Raw genomic sequence first — 18,182 nt, forward strand, 5'->3', positions numbered from 1 at the left:
CACACCAACGGCCCACACACCTGGTTCACCCCACCCCCACACATCGACCCCACCCAAACCCCACGCCTCGGCGGCCGAACCCGATTCGACCCCACCCCACCACCCAGAACCACACACACCCCACACCCACCACACGCCGAACCCGCGGTACCGGCCGCATGAGCACAGCACGCCCACGGAATGCACACGCAAGAAACCACGCATGGACGCACTCGCCCATGGCGAGCATGGGAGTGCGCGGCGACGGTACACCCCGCGCTACGCCAGCGCCGGGACGACGGCCAGGATCGACGCGGGCGCCCAGGGGCATGCGCGGCAACGGCGCACCGCGCGAGGCCTGTGCCGACGTCAGGGCCCGCGCCTGACGAATGTGCGAGTGCGCGTTGACGGTGCACCGCGCGCAGAGCCGGTGCCGGCGTCAGGACCCACGCAGGCGCGCGGGGGGCATGCGCGGCGACGTCGCGCCGCGCGCGAGACACGTGCCGGCATCAGGATCCGGCACAGCGAGAGATCGGCGCGCGGAGGGGTTCGCGCCGTACGCGAAGGCCGTCGCCGGCACGATGATGCCGACGACGGCCGGTGGGTGCGCGAGCGTGCTCGCGACGTCGGGTGGGCTACCGGGTCACGGGCTGGTCGCGCTTCGGCAGCGTCCAGCCCGGGCGCACGAAGTGGCACGTGTAGCCCCACGGCATGCGCTCGAGGTAGTCCTGGTGCTCGGGCTCGGCCTCCCAGAACGGGCCGGCGGGCTCGATCGTCGTGACCACGTCGCCCGGCCAGATGCCGGACGCCTCGACGTCGGCGATCGTGTCGCGCGCGACCGCCTCCTGCTCGGGCGTCGTCGGGAAGATCGCCGACCGGTAGCTGGTGCCGACGTCATTGCCCTGACGGTTCAGCGTGGTCGGGTCGTGGATCTGGAAGAAGAACTCGAGCAGCTCCCGGTAGCTCGTCTTCGCGGGGTCGTAGACGATCTCGATCGCCTCCGCGTGGCCCGGGTGGTTGCGGTAGGTCGCATACTCGTTCTGCCCGCCCGTGTAGCCGACACGGGTGTCGACGACCCCGGTCCGCTTCCGGATGAGATCCTCCATGCCCCAGAAACATCCGCCCGCGAGAACCGCGGTCTCGGTACCCGGAATGCTGGTGACGGCGCCTGGTGCGGTCATGATGCGTGCTCCTCGTCGGTGGAGGCGGTGGGGTGGTCGATGCTGGCACTGGTGCTGGCGCCGGCGGTGTCGCCGGCGGGAGTGCGCCCGAATCGCGCGAGGTACTCGCCGTACCCCTCCGCCTCGAGGCGGTCGACGGGCACGAAGCGCAACGCCGCGGAGTTGATGCAGTACCGCAGCCCGCCCTCATCGGTGGGGCCGTCATCGAAGACATGTCCCAGGTGGCTGTCGGCGCCGGTCGAGCGGACCTCGACGCGCTTCATGAAGAACGTCCGGTCGACGTGCTCGCTCACGGTCGCGTCGTCGATCGGCTTGGTGAAGCTCGGCCACCCCGAGCGGCTGTCGTACTTCTCCGTCGAGCTGAACAGCGGCTGTCCGGAGACGACGTCGACGTAGATGCCGGGCTCTTTGTTGTCCCAGTACTGGTTGCGGAAGGCGGGCTCGGTCGCGTCATCCTGCGTGACCTTGCGCTGCAGGGGCGTGAGACGCGCGAGCGACTCGGGAGTCTTTCGGTACTCGTGTGACACGGTTCCTCCATCTCGACGCCGCCGGCTGCGGCGTCATAGGAAAGAACAGGTGGGGCGGGCGAACTGTTCCGCGAACCGTCGGGTGAAGCTGTCGATTCGCTGTGAGCGCGTCGTGTGCGGCACGAACCCCTCGTGCGACAGACTTGAGCGGGCCCGACACACGGGCACGTCGACACGACGCACCGGGGTGCTCACGCACCGAGATGCGATGCCACCGAACATGACAGGGGAGACGCGTGGAGCTGCTCATCGTCGGCGTGCTGGGTCTGCTGGGCATCGCCGCCGCGACGGCGATCGGGCCCAGGCTCCGGGTCGCCGCCCCCCTCCTGCTCGTGGTCGTCGGCGTGCTCGTGAGCTTCCTGCCGTTCGTGCCCGACGTCCAGATCGATCCCGAATGGATCCTCGCCGGGGTCCTCCCGCCGTTGCTCTACTCGGCGTCGGTGGCCATGCCGTCCATGGAGTTCCGCCGCGAGTTCAGCGCGATCGGCGGGTTCTCCGTCGTGCTGGTCGTACTCAGCGCCGTCGTCCTCGGCGTCGTCTTCGCCGCCCTCATCCCCGGGCTCGGTCTCGCGGGCGGGATCGCGCTCGGCGCGATCGTGAGCCCGACCGACGCGGTCGCCACCTCGATCGTGAAACGCCTCGGCGTGTCCCCACGCATCGTCACGGTCCTCGAGGGCGAGAGCCTGCTGAACGACGCCACCGCGCTCGTGCTGCTCAGATCCGCGATCGCCGCATCCGCCGCGTCGGTGACGTTCTGGGACGTCGCGGGCGACTTCCTCTTCGCGGTCGCCGTGGCGCTCGTGTTCGGCTACGTGGTCGGCAAGGTCAACCTCTGGGTCCGGTCGAAGGTGACCGACGCGACGGTGAACACCGTCATCTCGATCGCGGTGCCGTTCGTCGCGAGCGTGCCGGCCGACGCACTCGGCGCGTCCGGCCTCGTGGCCGCGGTGGTCGCCGGGCTGGTCACCGGGCGCGGTGCGATCAGGAACCTCACCCCGCAGCACCGGCAATCCGACGTGCAGACCTGGCGGACCATCGAGCTCATCCTCGAGGGTGGGGTGTTCCTGCTCATGGGACTCGAGATGTCCGCACTCCTGCACGAGCTCACCAACGAGCAGCTGGGCATCCACCACGGCATCGGCCTCGCACTCGTCGCGCTGCCGGCCATCCTGCTCGTCCGCGCGGCGTACGTGTTCCCGACGCTCGCGATCTTCGCCGCCCGCACCCGCCGCGCGGCCGCGCTCAGACCGAAGCTCACGGCCGCGCAGCAGCGCCTCGACGATCACGACCTCGCCGAGCTCGCCGAGGACGTGGCCGATCGCGAGGCCGAACGCCATCAGCGCTCCCGCCGGCACGTGCCGAGCGACGCCCGCATCGCTCGGCTGCGCACCCGGCTCCGCCGGAAGGTCGCCGATCTCGACTACTTCCTCGCCGTCCCCCTCGGCTGGCGCGAGGGGACCGTCATCGTGTGGGCCGGCATGCGCGGTGCCGTCACGCTCGCCGCGGCACAGACCCTGCCCGAGGACACGCCCGTGCGCTCGCTGCTCGTCATCACGGCCTTCTTCGTCGCGGCCTTCTCTCTGATCGGTCAGGGCGGTACCCTGCCCTGGCTCGTCCGCGTGGTGAAGCCGGCCGGCGTCGACCACCAGGCGATGGCCGGCGAACGTGCGGAGATCCGGCAGCTCCTGCGCACCGTGGCGGAGGACGTCCTGCGCCGACGTCGCGGCGCGGCCGATCCGGCATCGCCTGCCGAGAGCGCCCCCGTCTCCGACCTCGTCGCGCGCGTCGAGCGCGAGGCATCCGCACCGGCCCGCCGGCCGTCCGAGGAGGAGTTCCGGCAGCTCAGGCTCGAGATCATCGCGGCGCAGCGCGACGCCCTGCTCGAGGCGCGCGACGACGGGATCTTCAGCTCGGAGGTGCTCGGCCGCATGCTCGAGACGCTCGATGCCGATCAGATCAGCATGGAGCTGAGGAACGACGGCGGCGGCGCGTCGTGAGCGCCGTGCACTCCCCGACAGTTGCCACAGAATGTATGCGAGCACATCAATTTTGATGAGATTCCCAGGTCCCGCGGAGGACTCGTGGAGCAGACGGCGGCAGACTGGCGGCTTCGTGTCGCCATCGGCAGCATGATCGCAAGGCGCCCCCGCCGAGCGTGACCCTGATTTCAGGCTCTGTACCCCGGAGCCTGTCGATCCCTGAAGACGAACGTCGAGACCCCGCCCGCTGCCCGGCACCTCGCCGGGCACGGGCCATGTGAACCGTATGCAGAACCAGACTCCTTCCTCTGACACCAACTCCACATCACTCATCACCGTCGACTCGGCCACGGCCGACCTCGAGACGCGATCCGGTCGCCGGGCCGCACGGCGCGCCGAACGCAACGCGCAGCCGAGACGCAGGACGCCCTTCCTGGTCGCGGGCGCCGTCATCGCCGTCGGCGCCCTGACGGGCACCGGCTTCGCCGTGCAGTCGGCGGTGGGCGCGCAGAACGAGCGCATCGCTCACACCAGCGCCCTCGTCGCCGCGGCGAACCCGGACGTCGAGCAGGCTGCGAGCCACAGCACGGTCCTCGATGCGCGGGCCGCCAAGGTCGCCGAGGACACCCTCTCGGTCGCCAATGACACGATCGCCGCGGCCAGCGGCAAGACCGACGCCGCCGTGCTGTCGTCGTCGGTCGCGTCGCTCGGCGAGTACAAGCGACTCGACGCCGGACAGGTGTTCACGCTCGCCAAGGAGACCTCGGCGCACCCGGAGGCCGTAAGGGCCCAGATCGCCGTGTTCGCCCGCGTCCCCGCGGAGCAGCCCGCCGCCGCCGAGGCGGCGGCGCGCGCTGCCGCCGAGGCCGAGGCCGCCGCGAAGGCGGCTGCCGAGCGCGCCGCGGCGACCCCGTCGACGCCGTCGGCGCCGGCCAACCCGAGCGGCGCGCAGGCGATCGCGCGGGACCTGATGGCGGCCCAGTACGGCTGGGGCGAGGACCAGTTCGGATGCCTCGTCTCGCTGTGGAACAAGGAATCCGGCTGGAACCACACCGCCCAGAACTCCAGCAGCGGTGCGTACGGCATCCCGCAGGCCCTGCCCGGCAGCAAGATGTCCAGCGCGGGCGCCGACTGGCAGACCAACCCGGCGACCCAGATCACCTGGGGTCTCGGCTACATCGCGGGCCGCTACGGCACGCCGTGCGGTGCCTGGAGCACGTCGCAGAGCCAGGGCTGGTACTGACCGGCCGAACGGCCTGACCGAACGGCCTGACCGAACGGCCTGACCGAATGGGCCGGAGCATGCGCGGAGCGCGCGGGGTGTGTCAAGCACCCGTGCGCTCCGCGCTCGGTCGTTAACCTGGTGCGATGGCAGAGGATGCGCCGAATCTCGAGACGAGCCGCCCGTCGACCTCGGCGTCGACGTCGACGACCCGACCGGCCAAGCCGGGCCTGATGGATCGCGTGAAGCGCATCGTCGCGTGGGTGCTCAGCACCAAGCCGGCTCGCGCGTTCCTGCTGTACCAGGAGCGCCACGGCGCCATGCTCGCCGACAGCGTCACGTATCGAACGCTGTTCTCGGTGTTCGCCGGCGTCTTCCTCGGCTTCGCGGTCGCCGGGCTCTGGCTCGCGGGCAACCGCGACGCGATGGACGCCCTGGTCCAGACGGTCGACACGGCGATCCCCGGCCTGATCGGCGAGGACGCGCTGATCGACCCGGCAGATCTGGTGCAGCCGCTCACGTTCAGCATCGCGGGCATCATCGCGATCGTCGGTCTCGTGGGCACCGCGATCGGCGCCGTCGCCTCGCTGAGCACGGCGTACCGCGAGCTCGCGGGGCTTCCGAACCCCGACACGTTCTTCCTCTGGGTGCTGCTGCGCAATCTCGCGATCGCCATCGGGTTCGGCCTGCTGCTCGGGGCGGCGGCGGCCGTGACCTTCGCCGGGACGAGCGCGCTCGGCGCGGTGTTCGACTGGCTCGGGATCGGACAGCGAAGCCCGCTCGCGGACATCGGCACCCGGGCCGTCGCGATCCTCGTCACGTTCGCGATCGACACGATCGCCGTCGCCGGCCTGTTCCGGCTGCTCTCGGGGCTGAAGCCGTCGGCGCGTGCACTCTGGGTCGGCGCCGTGCTCGGCGGCATCGGGCTCACGGTGCTGCAGGTGCTCTCGGGGCTCTTCATCGGCGGCGCCTCGAGCAACCCGCTGCTGGCGTCGGTCGGGTCGATCGTGGCGCTCCTGATCTGGTTCAACTTCTCGGCGCAGGTCATCCTCATCGCGGGCGCCTACACGATCACGAGCGTCGACGAGGCGCAGGACCGGGTCGCTGAGCGCTACGGCGCGCGGTCGATGGCGCTCCGCCGGCTGAAGCGCGCCGAACGCCGGGCACAGGATGCCGCGCAGGAGGTCCAGGCGGCGAAGGCCGCCGTCGACGCGGAGGCGGGCCGGTGAACGTGGCGGTCGACACCGTCCGGCGCGTCATCGCACCGCTCACCCGGACGCGCGTCTTCCGCCGGCTCGGTCCGGTGCTCCTTCCGCCGGTCGAACGCGCGCTCGCCCGGCTCTCGCACGGCCGGGTCCAGCTCAGCGCGCTCCTCGTGCCCTCGCTCGTGCTGCACACCGTGGGGGCCCGCTCGGGCGAGCCGCGGGACACCGCCCTGATGTACACGCCGGACGGCGAGGGCCGGGCCATCGTCGCCGGGACGAGCTTCGCCCAGGCGAGGCATCCGGCCTGGACCTACAACCTGATCGCCCACCCGGACGCCGCGATCACGGTCCGCGGCCGCCGGCTCGCGGTGCACGCGACGCGCATCCCCGACGACGCGCGCGACGCCGCGTGGGCGCGGATCGAACGTCAATGGCCCGGATACCGGGGCTACGAGCGCGACTCCGGGCGGACGGTCCGGCTCTTCCTCCTGCAGCCGGTGCGTCGCACGACGGACACCCGCGGCTCCCTCCCGGGTTCCGACACGCGGCGCTGACTCGGCGGCGCGTCTCGGCCCGGGGGAGAGCCGCGGGTGCGGCCGATGCTCACGTCAGTTGGGGACCGAACCCCCGGGTTCCTCCTCGCCGAGATCCACGACCTCGACGATCTCGACGTCGTCGCCCTCTTCGAGCGCCTCCTCGACGTCTTCGTACTCCTCGGTCGGCAGCTCCGCGTCGAGCGGCAGTTCGGAGTCGGTGTACTCGCCCTCAGGGCGCAGCGGGTCGCTCATGAGTCCTCCCATCGGTGCGGACCGGCGTCCGACGGTCCTGCGCGCGACGCTACTCGCCCGCGGGCGCCGCTCCAAGGGGTTGACGCTCATCCGCCGTACGCGGCACCGACGGCCTCGAGCGCGTCGACGACCGTGCGCACGGTCGCGCTCTCGGCCATCGTGTGCCGGAAGGCCACGCGCACCTCGCGGACCTGGCTGTGGTCCGCGAGCGGACGCGCGACGGCGCCCTCCGGCAGCGGGGGTCGACCGAGTCGCGGGACGAGTGCGATCGCGGCGCCCACCGCCGCGAGCTCGACGAGCGACGAGAAGTCGGGGTCCTCGGCGACGATGCGCGGCAGCGCTCCGAGGTCGGCGAAGATCCGCAGCAGCGCCTCATGACAGATCGCCCCGCGCGGCGTGCTCGCCCACGCCTCGTCGACCAGGGCGGCGCGCGCGATCGTCTCATGGGCGGCGAGCGGATGCGTCGCCGGGAGCACGATGTCGGCCTCGTCCCAGCAGAGGTGGCGGGTCACGACGTGGGACGGCGCGACGAGCGGGACCGAGTTCCAGTTGTGCACGACGGCCAGATCGACCCGGCCGTCCGCGACGAGGTCCATGGCCTCGAACGGGTCGACGCTCGTGATCGTGAGCGGCACGCCGAGCCGGCCGTCGCCGTCGCCGATGAGTGGGGCCAGGAGCCCTCTGGTCGCGGTCGAGAACGAGGCGATCCGCAACGGCGCGACCGCGCGCGACGCGGTCGCCATCGTCGTCAGACGTTCGAATCCGTCGAGCAGGGCCTCGCCATCGGCGACGAGCATGCGCCCCCGCTCGGTGAGCAGCACGCCTCGCCCGCGGCGCTCGAGCAGCGGCGCGCCGAGGTCGCGCTCGAGCTTCTTGACCTGCTGCGAGACGGCCGAGGCCGTGTACCCGAGCCGTTCGGCCGCCGCGACCACCGAACCGCCACGCTCGACGGCCACGAGCGCGCGGAGGCCCTGCAGGTCGATCATGAAGGAATCGTACGTGGTCATCGGAATGAATCGGTGCTGGTGCTGCACGTTCTGACGGTCCAAGCTGATCGCATGGCCCCGAAACACGTCGTCCTCGCGGTGTTCGTCGCGGTGATCTGGGGCGTGAACTTCCTCGCGATCGATCTCGGTCTCCGCGACACGCCGCCGCTCGTGCTCGTCGCGCTGCGGTTCGCGCTCGTCGCGGTGCCGCTGATCTTCTTCGTCCGGAAGCCGACGGCGCCGTGGCGCACTATCGTCGGCGTCGGCCTGTTCGTGAGCGCGGGCCAGTTCGGGCTGCTGTTCACGGCGATGCACCTCGGACTGCCCGCCGGGCTGGCTGCGGTCGTGCTGCAGTGCCAGATGATCTTCACGATCGTCGTCGCGGCGATCGCGCTGCGCGAACGGCCCACCGGGCGCCAGCTCGCCGGCGCGGCGGTCGGCTTCGCCGGACTCGGCGTCGTCGCGCTCGGACGACTCGAGGGCGCCGCGGGCGGGGCGGGCACCGCGGCCCTGCTTCCGCTGCTCATCTGCGTGGCGGCGGGGCTCAGCTGGGGCATCGGCAACGTCGTCGCGCGCTCGGCCGGGCCGGCCAACGGCTTCGGCATGGTGGTCTGGTCCGCGGCCGTCGTGCCCGTGCCGATGCTCGCGCTCAGCCTGCTGCTCGACGGTCCGGCGGTGGTCGGCGAGGCGCTCACGACCATCGGCTGGCCGACCGTGCTGAGTCTCGCGTACACGGTCGTGCTCGCGTCGCTGGTCGGCTACACCATCTGGTACTCGCTGCTCGGCCGGTACCCCGCGGGTCTCGTCGCACCGTTCGCGCTGCTCGCGCCGCCCGTCGGCCTCGTCTCGGCGGCGATCGTGCTCGGCGAGCGGCCGAACCCGCTCGAGCTCGCGGGCAGCGTGCTGCTCGTGGGCGGCGTTGCGCTCGGGCAGCTGACGCGCCGGGCACGAGCCACCCGTCCGGCGCGAGACACCCGTCCGGCCCGAGGCATCCGTCCTGGGAGCGTGGCCGACTCGCCCGGCGAGACGTTATCCTCGCCGCATGTGCCGGAACATCCACGTCCTCCACAACTTCGAGCCGGCGGCGACCGATGACGAGGTGCACGCCGCCGCGCTGCAGTTCGTCCGCAAGGTGAGCGGCTCGACGAAACCCTCGAAGGCGAACGCCGAGGCCTTCGATCGCGCGGTCGCCGAGATCGCGCACATCACGAGGCACCTGCTCGACGACCTCGTGACCACCGCCCCGCCGAGGGATCGCGAGGCCGAGGCCACGAAGGCGCGCGCCCGGTCGGCCAAGCGCTACGAGGCGCAGCGGCTCGGCGAGGCGCAGCTCGCGGCGCGCGAGGCGGCCGTCAGCGCCTGAACAGCGGGAAACCTCGCCGCGTGAGCAACGGGGGAGCGCGCCGCCCGGGCGACGCGCAACCGCGCCGGCGGGCATCGACGACCCGCCTGCGTGTCGCCGGGCTGCGGTAACGTCGCGGACATGCCAGCATCGGCCACCACCCTCACCGTCCCGGGCCCGCACGGCGACCGCAGCGTCCGCATCTCGAGTCCGTCGCGCGAGATCTGGCCCGAGCCGGGGATCACGAAGCTCGAGCTCGCCGAGTACCTGGTGGCCGTCGGCGAGGCCTTCGTCGCCGCGAACGGCGACCGGCCGGTGTCGCTGCAGCGGTTCCCCGAGGGTATCGAGGGCGAGCAGTTCTACTCGAAGAACCCGCCGAAGGGCGCGCCCGACTGGGTACGCGCCGTCCCGGTGACGTATCCGAGCGGGCGCTCGCACCCCCAGCTGGTGATCGACGAGCCGGCGGCCGCCGTCTGGGCTGCGCAGATGAACACCGTGGTCTTCCACCCGTGGGCGTCGCGGGCCGAGACCTCCGACTTCCCCGACCAGCTGCGCATCGATCTCGACCCGCAGCCGGGCACGGGGTTCGCCGAGGCCGTCGAGCCCGCGCTCGCGCTGCGCGAGATCCTCGCGGAGGCCGGGCTCACGGCGTTCGTGAAGACCTCGGGCAACCGGGGCATCCACGTGTTCGCGCCCATCGAGCCGGGGCACGAGTTCCTCGACGTGCGGCACGCGGTCATCGCCGCGGCGCGCGAGCTCGAGCGGCGCATGCCCGAGCGCGTGACAACCGCCTGGTGGAAGGAGGAGCGCGGCGAGCGGCTCTTTGTCGACTACAACCAGGCGAACCGCGACCGCACGATGGCCGGGGCGTACAGCCCCCGCGCGCTCCCGTGGGCGTCGGTGTCGTGCCCGCTGGAGTGGTCTGAGCTCGAGTCCGCCGACCCGCGCGAGCTCACGATCCGCACGGTGCCCGCGCGGCTCGCGGAGCGCGGCGATCCGTGGGCCGGCATGCACGACGATCCGGGGCGCATCGACGTGCTGCTCGAGTGGTGGCAGCGCGACCTCGCGGACGGGCTCGGTGAGGTGCCGTTCCCGCCCGACTTCCCGAAGATGCCCGGCGAGCCGATGCGGGTGCAGCCGAGCCGCGCGAAGCGCCGCGACTGACGCCCGGTCAGGCGAGCCGGGTCGCCGGGTACGGCTTGGGCATGCCGTGCACCTCGCGGTGCAGCGACTCCATGCGGCCGTCGAGCTCGGCGGCCGTGCGCGCCGCATCGGTGAGCCCGTCGAGCAGCTCTTGCGGCACCTGACGGTCGTACTTGTAGTAGATCTTGTGCTCGAGGCTCGCCCAGAAGTCCATCGCGATCGTGCGGATCTGCACCTCGACCGTGACCGGGTGCGCCCCGGTCGACAGGAACACCGGCACCTCGACGATGGCGTGCAGGCTCTGGTAGCCGTTGGGCTTGGGGTGGGCGATGTAGTCCTTCACGGTCAGCACCCTGAGGTCGGGCTGCGCCGTCAGCAGCTCGAAGATGCGGTACGCGTCGGAGACGAAGCTGCAGGTCACGCGGACCCCGGCGATGTCGGTGATGGTCTCGCTGATCGCGTCGAAGCTCGGCGCCACGCCCTTGCGCTCCATCTTCGCGATGACGCTCTCGAGGCTCTTCAGCCGGCTCGAGATGTGCTCGATGGGGTTGTAGTCGTGTGCCTGGTTGAACTCCTCGCGCAGGATCGTCAGCTTCGTGATGATCTCGTCCATGCCGAACTTGTAGCGCATCATGAACCGCTCGGTGTCGTCGCGCAGCGCCCGCATCTCGCTGAGCGCCTCCTCGTCGAGCGTGTCGAGGGTCTGCTGAGCCCGAGCGGTCAGCATCGGCGCCGACACGCTACGCCGTGCCGGGGCGGGGGTGTCATCGAGGGGGGTCACGTCTCTCACGCTAGGACGCCAACCTCCGGATCCGCTCTGATGCCTCGGTCGCGCGCCTCGGTCGCGCGCGGCCCGCAGGCATGGCATCATCCGACCATGACGGATGCCTCTCCCACCCCCGTGCTCCAGCTCCGCGTCGTCGTCGAGACCGACGACTTCGATGCCGCGGTCGCGTTCTATCGCGACGCCCTCGGCATGCCCGAGCTCCTCGCGTTCGCCGACGGCGACGACGACGACCGGGTCGCGATCCTCGACGCGGGTCGCGCGACGCTCGAGCTCGCGAGTCCGGGGCACAAGCGTGCGATCGACGCGATCGAGGCCGGCGGGCGCGAGAGCCCCAGGATCCGGCTGGCCTTCGAGGTCACCGACGCGACCGGGGCGACCCGACGGCTCGAGGGCGTCGGCGCACGCGTCGTCGCGGAGCCGGTTGAGACGCCGTGGCGTTCGCTGAACTCGCGACTGGACGCGCCGGGCGACCTGCAGATCACGCTGTTCGAGGAGCTGCTCGACAGTCACGAGCGCGCCGCGCTCGACGGCTTCGAGACGGATGCCACGCGCCGTGACGCGTAGCGGGTCTCACATGGCTTCGAGATAGCGCCACTCGCCGCGGTCGCGGCGGAACCGGCTGCGCTCGGCGAGGAGCCCGGGACCGTCGGCGTCGCGATAGCGCGCGACGAACTCGACGACGCCCTCGTCGTCGGCTTCGCCGCCGGCCACGGTGTCCGCGATGTGCAGCGAGCGCCAGTGCGTCTCCGGATCGAGGGCCAGCGATCCGGGCCGGGTCGACGGATGCCACGTCGCGAGCAGATACCCGGCTTCGCCCAGAGCGAACGCCGTGTAGCGCGATCGCATCAGGCGTACCGCGGTCGGTGCGCTCGTGCGTCCGCCCACGAGCGGTCCGCAGCAGGCGTCGAAGGCCGTTCCGCTGCGGCAGGGGCACGGCGCTTCGGTCATCCCACGAGTATGGCCCGAGACGGGCGCGGCTCAGTCCGCGTATGCATGCGCAGTCATGGATTGCCCAGGAAAGGCGGAGGTCCCGCCCAGGGCCGCCGTGCAGACTACCGGCTTTGTGTGCGCGTGTTCGGCGCGCGCCTCCCCGAGACCCCTACCCCCGACTCACGAAACCCAATGCGCAACGAGACCTCCACGCACGAAACCGCACCCGTTCCGTCCTCTACCTCCACCACCACCGCACGCACCCCGGCTTCCGTCGGCGCCGAGCCCGCCCAGTCGGCGCTCCCGACGCGCCGGAGCCTCCGGAAGCGCCGGTCCCGGCGCGCGGGGCTCGTCGTGGGCGGCGCCATCGCCGCGGCCGGCCTCCTCGCCGGTACGGGGTTCACGCTGACCTCGGCGCTCGACAGCCAGCAGCGCGTCGACGCGACCGCCGCCGTGACCGAGGCGACCGGCTTGCACCGAGACCAGCTCGCCGCCTACTCGGTGGTCGCGCAGGCGAAGGCGATCAGCGCCGCCCAGGACACCATCGCGACGGCTGAGGCGACCCTCGCGGCCGCCGACGGCAAGGTCGACGCCTCCGGGCTGCACGCCTCGGTCGCGTCGCTCGGCGACTACGAGACGTTGCCGCTCGACACGGTCGTCTCGCTCACCCGGGAGACCAAGACCCAGGTGCAGCAGACCGCTGCGGCGGCGGCCGAGTTCGACCGGGCCCAGGAGGAGCGGGCGCGCGCCGACGCCGAGGCGCTCGCCCAGGCCAACACGCCCGCGGGCGCCAAGGCCTTCGCGCGAGACCTCGCCGCCTCGCAGTACGGCTGGGGCGAGTCCCAGTACAGCTGCCTCGTGAACCTCTGGCAGAAGGAGTCGGGCTGGAACTACCAGGCGATGAACAGCTCGAGCGGTGCCACCGGGATCCCGCAGTCGCTGCCCGGCTCGAAGATGGCCACCGCCGGGGCCGACTGGCAGACGAGCGCAGCGACGCAGATCCGCTGGGGACTCGACTACATCTCCCGCGGGTACGGCACGCCCTGCGCGGCCTGGGGTCACTCGCAGTCCGTCAACTGGTACTGAGCCGGCGCGGCCGGGTCCGCTCGGCGGCAGTCCGGGGCGCGCCGACGGGTCGCCTTGACCACCCCCCGAACGCGGCACACAATGGGGTGTCCGAGCCACGGAACCAGGGAGGGTGACCATGTCAGACCCACAGGTCCGGTCGAACGCCGCGAACGACGACGCCACGGTGGTGTTCGAGACGCTTTCGGAGCAGCCGGCCGCCGACGCGCCGGCCGACGCCGCCCCGCCCATCGCGCACGCGGCCGCGCCCCGGCGTTCCGGCTCACGGGTCGAGTGGAGCCGTGATCTGCGGTTCATGCTCGTCGTGCTCGCGGCGATCGTCGTGCTCTTCCTCGCCTTCGCGCTCCTCATAGCCTTCAGCCCGACCGGCGCCGCGATCAGTGCGCTCGCGGTGATCGCGGCTCCCATCGCGACCATGGTCGCCGCGTACTACGGCATCAGCCTCGCGCTGCGCCAGGTGCGCGACGCGCACCAGGCCGCCGAGTCCGCCGATGCGCGGGCACGCGCGGCCGAGGCGTCGTCGCGCGAGTCCGATGCGTGGGCGGCTCAGATGGAGTCCGGCCTCCGCGTGGCGGTCTCCAAGCTCAGAGGGCTCGGTCAGGACACGCGCGACGTCGAACGCGCCGCGGGCACGCCTGACGAGTTCTTCTGACCCGACCGGTGCTCGCCGCCGCACCTCACAGATCCGCGAGCAGTGAGACGGGCCGTTCGATGCACGCGGCCACGAACGTCAGGAACGCCGCGGCCTCGGCCCCGTCGCACACGCGATGGTCGAACGAGAGCGTGAGCTCGGTCACCGTGCGCACCGCGAGCGCACCGTCGACGACCCACGGCCGCTCGATCAGCCGGCCGATGCCGAGCATCGCGGCCTCGGGGTGGTTCAGGATCGCCGCCGAGCCGTCGACGCCGAGCGCGCCGTAGTTGTTCAGCGTGAACGTGCCCCCGCGCAACGCATCTGGCGGGAATGCGCCCGTCGACGCCTGCTCAGCCCGCGCCGCGATCGCATCGCGCAGTTCGCGCAGCGTCGCGACGTGCACGCCGTGCACGACCGGCACCAGAAGGCCGCGCGCGGTCTGCGTCGCGATCCCGAGGTTCACGTGGTCGTGCAGCACGAGCTCGCGGTGCTCGGCGTCATAGCTCCCGTTGAGGCGCGGGTGGCGGGCGAGGCCGGCCAGCGCGAACCGCGCGACGAGCGCGGTCACGCCGAAACGCTCACCCGTCGCCCGCTCGAGCTCTCGACGCGCCGCGAGCAGGCCCGTCGCGTCGACGTCGAGCCAGACGGTCGCGTCCGGGATCTCGCGACGTGATCGTTCGAACTGTGCGGCTGCGGCGAGCGCGTGCCGGTCGAGCGGCACGCGGTGCACGCCGTGCGCATCGGGTGCGGGGCTGGCCTCATCACGTGCGGGTCCGTCCGGGACGCGGGGGCTCGCACCTCCCGCGTCGGGCGAGACGCCCGCCCCCACGCCCTCCCGCGCGCCTTCGCGCTCGGCGATCGCGTGCTCGACGTCGCGCCGCATCACGAGGTGGTCCGGACCGCTGCCCAGCAGCCGGCTCGCGTCGAACCCGTGCTCGCGCGCGAGCCGCCGGACGATGGGCGAGAGTACGGGGGAGCGGCGCGCCGCATCGAGCAGCACGGCGGGCCTCTCTGGGTCGGACGCCGGGTCGCTCGATCCGGCCGGTGCGCCGCCGCGCCGCCCGAATCGCCCCGACGCGGGAGCCCGACGCGCGGCCACGGCCGCCGGGCGCGTGCCGTAGCCGATGAGCACGGCCCCCGACTCCTCGTCGGAACCGGTCGGCCCCGAGGCATCCGCCCCGCCCGGGACATGCGCCCTGCCCGGGGCATCCGCCCTGCCCGGGACATCCGGAATCGTCGCCTCGCCCGGCGCGCCGGGCGACCGGGCCGGCTCGGCGAGCGTGAGCAGCACGTCGCCCGTGTGCAGCACCTGCCCGACCTCACCGCCGATCGCCTCGACGACACCCGCGAACGGCGACGGCAGCTGCACGACCGATTTCGCCGATTCGAGCTCGACCACGGGCTGATCGATCGCGACCCGGTCACCCGGCGCGACGAGCCAGCTCACGACCTCCGCCTCGGTGAGGCCCTCGCCGAGATCCGGCATGGTGAACGACCGGCTCATCGTTCATCCCACTCCCCGGCCTCGTCCCACTCCCAGGTCGCGAGTGCGGCGAGCACCCGGTCCGCGGTCGGCAGGAAGTGCTCCTCGAGCATGGGCGGCGGGTAGGGCAGGTCGAATCCGGTCACCCGGAGCACGGGCGCCGCGAGCCAGTGGAAGTTGCGTTCGGTCACGCGCGCGGCGACCTCGGCACCGTAGCCCCCGAACTGGGCGGCCTCATGGATCACGGCGGCGCGCGACGTCTTCCTGACCGAGGTCGCGACCGTCTCGTCGTCGAAGGGCGACAGGCTGCGCAGGTCGAGCACCTCGATCGACAGCCCCTCCGCCCGGCCGGCGTCGGCCGCCTCGAGCGCGGTGCGCACGGTGGGTCCGTAGGCGAGGAGCGTGACGTCGGCGCCCTCGCGCACGACGGCCGCGCGGCGCATGGGCGCGGTGCGGACCGGAAGCGACAGGTCGGCCTTCGCCCAGTACCGGCTCTTGGGCTCCATGAAGATCACGGGGTCGTCGCACTCGATCGACTCGCGCAGCATCGAGTACGCGTCGGCCGGGTTCGACGGCATGACGACGGTCAGGCCGGGTGTGGCCGCCCAGTACGCCTCGGAGGAGTCCGAGTGGTGTTCGACGCCGCCGATCGCGCCCGCGCACGGGATGCGGATGACCAGGGGCAGGCCCACCCGGCCCTGCGTGCGATTGCGCATCTTCGCCACGTGCGAGACGACCTGCTCGAACGCCGGGTACGCGAACGCGTCGAACTGCATCTCGACGACCGGCCGCAGGCCGTTCATGGCCATGCCGACCGCGGTCCCGACGATGCCGGCCTCGGCGAGCGGGGCGTCCCACACGCGCGTCGGCCCGAACTCGGACTCCAGCCCGTCGGTCACCCGGAACACGCCGCCCAGCGCGCCGACGTCCTCGCCGTAGACGACCACGCGGTCGTCCTCGGCCAGGGCGTCGTGCAGCGCCCGGTTCAGCGCGCCCGCCATCGTGAGCGAGGCGACGGATGTCTCGCCGGCGGCCGAGGTACCGGCCGCGGGAGGTGTGTGGTCAGCGGGAGGTGTCTCTTCAGCGGGAGGTGTCTCGTCAGCGGTGGGCTGGCCGGGCGTCTCGGTGCGCATGCGATCACCTCGCCTCGCGCGTCTCGGGTGCCGTCTGGTGCGCGGCGGCGAGCTCGGCCGCCAGCGCGGCCCGCTGCGCGACGAGTGCGGGGCGCGGCTCGGCGTAGACGTGGTCGAAGAGCGTGAGCGGATCGAGCCGGGGCGCCTCGGCGAGCGCGTCGCGCGTCGTCTCGGCGAGCGCCTCGGCGGCGTCGGCGATCTCGGCCGCGAGCGACTCGGTGAGGACCGCCTCGGAGAGCAGATACTTCTCGAGCCGCTCGATCGGGTCGCGCCTGGCCCAATGCTCGACCTCGCGCGCCGCACGATACCTCGTCGGGTCGTCGGAGTTCGTGTGCGGCTCGATGCGGTACGTCAGCCCCTCGATCAGGGTCGGACCGCCCCCGCCGCGCGCAAGCTCGACCGCGGCCTCGGTGACCGCGTACATCGCGGCGACGTCGTTGCCGTCGACGTGATGCCCCGGCATGCCGTAGCCGACCGCCTTGTCGGCGAGCGTCGCGGCGTGGCTCTGCTTCGCCACGGGCGTGCTGATCGCGAACTGGTTATTCTGCACGACGAAGACGGTCGGCGTCTGCCAGACGGCCGCGAAGTTGAAGGCCTCGTGCGCGTCGCCCTCGCTCGTCGCGCCCTCGCCGAGGAACACGAGCGACACGATCGGCTCGCCCTTCAGCCGGGCCGCGTGCGCGAACCCGACGGCGTGCAGGGCCTGCGTCGCGAGCGGCGTCGCCTGGATGGACGTGCGATACCGGTACTGGTCGAACCCGTTGTGCCAGTCGCCGCGGAACGAGGTGAGCAGCGCCCCGGGTTCGATGCCGCGCATGAGCACCGCGATGCTGTCGCGATAGGTCGGGAAGAGCCAGTCCACGTCGGTGAGCGCTGACACCGCGCCGATCTCGCACGCCTCCTGGCCGTGCGCCGACGGATACGTCGCGAGCCGTCCCTGCTTCGTGAGCGCGGTCACCTGGGCGTCGAACCGGCGCGCGAGCACCATGCGCCGGTAGAGCTCGAGCAGCGTGTCGTGACCGGGAAGGCCGAACCCGCCGGTGTCACGCGCGGCGGCCGCGTGACCGGCGTGGTCGAGCAGCCGGATCGGGGTCCTCGTCGGAAGGGTCCGGCGATCATGGCGCTCGACATCGAGGCTCATGCACTCATGGTGGAACACCGGCGGGCTGCGGGGGAGCGTCAGTGCGGAAGCGTGAACGAACGGCTCGCGCGCGTGCCGGCGCGGGCCGGGCGTCCGGCGCGCAGGGGCTCAGCTGCGCCAGATGTCCAGGGTCTGGGCGGGCGGATGGCCGGGCAGCTCCGAGAGGATGAGGTGCGACCGGGTCGACACGACGCCGGGCAGATCGTGGATGTCCCGGAGGATCGCCTGCCCGAGCTGCTCGTGGTCCGGCGCGCTCACCGTGAGGATGAGGTCGATGTCGCCCGACACCGCCTGCACCTTCTCGACGAACGGCAGCGTCGCGAGGCGCTGCGCGATCTCCTCCCAGGGCACGTCCCCGATGCGCACGACCACGAGCGCCGAGATCGTGAGGCCGATCGCCTTCCGGTCGATCTGCGCGCCGAAGCCCGTGATCACGCCGCGCTGCTGCAGGTGCAACAGGCGGTTGTGCGCGGCCGTGCGGGAGATGTGCACGCGCTCGGCCAGCGTCCGCACCGAGAGCCGGCCGTCGCGGCTCAGCTCGGCCACGATCCGGCGGTCGATCGGATCCAGCGGTTCCCCCCGGTGCGGATGGTCGGTCATCGTCGTCCTCGCATTCCGGTCCCAGCGTAGCGGCTC

The 18,182-nt window shown here is 72.2% G+C and carries 20 protein-coding genes; 10 read left to right on the forward strand and 10 right to left on the reverse strand.

Annotation, left to right across the window (positions count from 1 at the left end; genetic code table 11):
• Positions 1-614: 614 nt before the first annotated feature.
• The gene (gene msrA / locus RH864_RS09310) at positions 615-1,160 is read right to left on the reverse strand and encodes a peptide-methionine (S)-S-oxide reductase MsrA (RefSeq protein WP_310517268.1); all 546 of its coding nucleotides are present in this window, start codon (positions 1,158-1,160) and stop codon (positions 615-617) included.
• Complete coding sequence (gene msrB, locus RH864_RS09315) at positions 1,157-1,687, reverse strand: peptide-methionine (R)-S-oxide reductase MsrB (protein WP_310517269.1); 531 nt, start codon at positions 1,685-1,687, stop codon at positions 1,157-1,159. The genes msrA and msrB overlap by 4 nt, the downstream gene beginning before the upstream one ends.
• 236 nt (positions 1,688-1,923) lie before the next feature.
• On the opposite strand from msrB, the gene RH864_RS09320 reads away from it, so the two are divergent.
• From RH864_RS09320 to RH864_RS09335, 4 genes are all read left to right on the forward strand, one after another.
• On the forward strand, positions 1,924-3,684 hold the full coding sequence (locus RH864_RS09320; RefSeq protein ID WP_310517270.1) for a cation:proton antiporter: 1,761 nt from the start codon (positions 1,924-1,926) through the stop codon (positions 3,682-3,684).
• A 268-nt stretch (positions 3,685-3,952) separates the two neighbouring features.
• A complete protein-coding gene (locus RH864_RS09325; RefSeq protein WP_310517271.1) occupies positions 3,953-4,909 on the forward strand; it encodes an aggregation-promoting factor C-terminal-like domain-containing protein in 957 nt (318 codons plus the stop codon).
• Positions 4,910-5,034: 125 nt separating this feature from the next.
• Positions 5,035-6,117 (forward strand): YihY/virulence factor BrkB family protein, encoded by a 1,083-nt coding sequence (locus tag RH864_RS09330; protein WP_310517272.1) that lies wholly within the window; start codon positions 5,035-5,037, stop codon positions 6,115-6,117.
• The gene (locus tag RH864_RS09335; RefSeq protein ID WP_310517273.1) at positions 6,114-6,647 is read left to right on the forward strand and encodes a nitroreductase family deazaflavin-dependent oxidoreductase; all 534 of its coding nucleotides are present in this window, start codon (positions 6,114-6,116) and stop codon (positions 6,645-6,647) included. Before RH864_RS09330 ends, RH864_RS09335 begins: the two co-directional genes overlap by 4 nt.
• 54 nt (positions 6,648-6,701) lie before the next feature.
• Here the strand turns inward: RH864_RS09335 and RH864_RS09340 are convergent, their stop codons facing one another.
• On the reverse strand, positions 6,702-6,881 hold the full coding sequence (locus RH864_RS09340; RefSeq protein ID WP_310517274.1) for a hypothetical protein: 180 nt from the start codon (positions 6,879-6,881) through the stop codon (positions 6,702-6,704).
• 86 nt (positions 6,882-6,967) lie between these two features.
• The gene (locus RH864_RS09345) at positions 6,968-7,867 is read right to left on the reverse strand and encodes a LysR family transcriptional regulator (RefSeq protein WP_310517275.1); all 900 of its coding nucleotides are present in this window, start codon (positions 7,865-7,867) and stop codon (positions 6,968-6,970) included.
• 72 nt (positions 7,868-7,939) lie between these two features.
• Between RH864_RS09345 and RH864_RS09350 the strand changes: the two genes are divergently transcribed.
• The 3 genes from RH864_RS09350 to ligD all read left to right on the forward strand — a co-directional run bounded on the left by RH864_RS09350 (position 7,940) and on the right by ligD (position 10,373).
• Positions 7,940-8,962, forward strand: coding sequence for an EamA family transporter (locus tag RH864_RS09350; protein WP_310517276.1), 1,023 nt, complete (start codon positions 7,940-7,942; stop codon positions 8,960-8,962).
• Positions 8,910-9,230, forward strand: a complete 321-nt coding sequence (locus RH864_RS09355; protein ID WP_310517277.1) for a DUF2277 domain-containing protein — start codon at positions 8,910-8,912, stop codon at positions 9,228-9,230. The genes RH864_RS09350 and RH864_RS09355 overlap by 53 nt, the downstream gene beginning before the upstream one ends.
• Before the next feature lie 120 nt (positions 9,231-9,350).
• Positions 9,351-10,373, forward strand: a complete 1,023-nt coding sequence (gene ligD / locus RH864_RS09360) for a non-homologous end-joining DNA ligase (RefSeq protein ID WP_310517278.1) — start codon at positions 9,351-9,353, stop codon at positions 10,371-10,373.
• Between the two features lie 7 nt (positions 10,374-10,380).
• Here ligD and RH864_RS09365 read toward each other — a convergent pair whose 3' ends face one another.
• The gene (locus RH864_RS09365; protein WP_310517476.1) at positions 10,381-11,079 is read right to left on the reverse strand and encodes a GTP pyrophosphokinase; all 699 of its coding nucleotides are present in this window, start codon (positions 11,077-11,079) and stop codon (positions 10,381-10,383) included.
• Between the two features lie 150 nt (positions 11,080-11,229).
• Between RH864_RS09365 and RH864_RS09370 the strand changes: the two genes are divergently transcribed.
• Positions 11,230-11,703, forward strand: a complete 474-nt coding sequence (locus tag RH864_RS09370) for a VOC family protein (protein ID WP_310517279.1) — start codon at positions 11,230-11,232, stop codon at positions 11,701-11,703.
• Positions 11,704-11,709: 6 nt separating this feature from the next.
• Here RH864_RS09370 and RH864_RS09375 read toward each other — a convergent pair whose 3' ends face one another.
• Positions 11,710-12,087 carry a YchJ family protein gene (locus RH864_RS09375; protein ID WP_310517280.1) on the reverse strand — a complete coding sequence of 126 codons (378 nt, stop codon included), beginning with the start codon at positions 12,085-12,087 and terminating at the stop codon, positions 11,710-11,712.
• Between the two features lie 336 nt (positions 12,088-12,423).
• Here RH864_RS09375 and RH864_RS09380 point away from each other — a divergent pair, with 336 nt between their 5' ends.
• Both RH864_RS09380 and RH864_RS09385 read left to right on the forward strand, forming a co-directional pair.
• Positions 12,424-13,155: an aggregation-promoting factor C-terminal-like domain-containing protein gene (locus RH864_RS09380; protein ID WP_310517281.1), complete on the forward strand. Its 732-nt coding sequence runs from the start codon at positions 12,424-12,426 to the stop codon at positions 13,153-13,155.
• A gap of 118 nt (positions 13,156-13,273) precedes the next feature.
• On the forward strand, positions 13,274-13,807 hold the full coding sequence (locus tag RH864_RS09385; RefSeq protein ID WP_310517282.1) for a hypothetical protein: 534 nt from the start codon (positions 13,274-13,276) through the stop codon (positions 13,805-13,807).
• A gap of 25 nt (positions 13,808-13,832) precedes the next feature.
• Here the strand turns inward: RH864_RS09385 and RH864_RS09390 are convergent, their stop codons facing one another.
• The 4 genes from RH864_RS09390 to RH864_RS09405 form a co-directional block, all read right to left on the reverse strand.
• Positions 13,833-15,293 (reverse strand): dihydrolipoamide acetyltransferase family protein, encoded by a 1,461-nt coding sequence (locus RH864_RS09390; RefSeq protein WP_310517283.1) that lies wholly within the window; start codon positions 15,291-15,293, stop codon positions 13,833-13,835.
• Positions 15,290-16,405 carry an alpha-ketoacid dehydrogenase subunit beta gene (locus RH864_RS09395; protein WP_396129957.1) on the reverse strand — a complete coding sequence of 372 codons (1,116 nt, stop codon included), beginning with the start codon at positions 16,403-16,405 and terminating at the stop codon, positions 15,290-15,292. The genes RH864_RS09390 and RH864_RS09395 overlap by 4 nt, the downstream gene beginning before the upstream one ends.
• Positions 16,406-16,409: 4 nt before the next feature.
• Complete coding sequence (locus RH864_RS09400) at positions 16,410-17,546, reverse strand: thiamine pyrophosphate-dependent enzyme (protein ID WP_310517284.1); 1,137 nt, start codon at positions 17,544-17,546, stop codon at positions 16,410-16,412.
• A gap of 108 nt (positions 17,547-17,654) precedes the next feature.
• The gene (locus RH864_RS09405) at positions 17,655-18,146 is read right to left on the reverse strand and encodes an Lrp/AsnC family transcriptional regulator (RefSeq protein WP_310517285.1); all 492 of its coding nucleotides are present in this window, start codon (positions 18,144-18,146) and stop codon (positions 17,655-17,657) included.
• Positions 18,147-18,182: the final 36 nt, after the last annotated feature.

It is taken from the genome of Agromyces aerolatus, from assembly GCF_031432255.1.
Taxonomy (GTDB): domain Bacteria; phylum Actinomycetota; class Actinomycetes; order Actinomycetales; family Microbacteriaceae; genus Agromyces.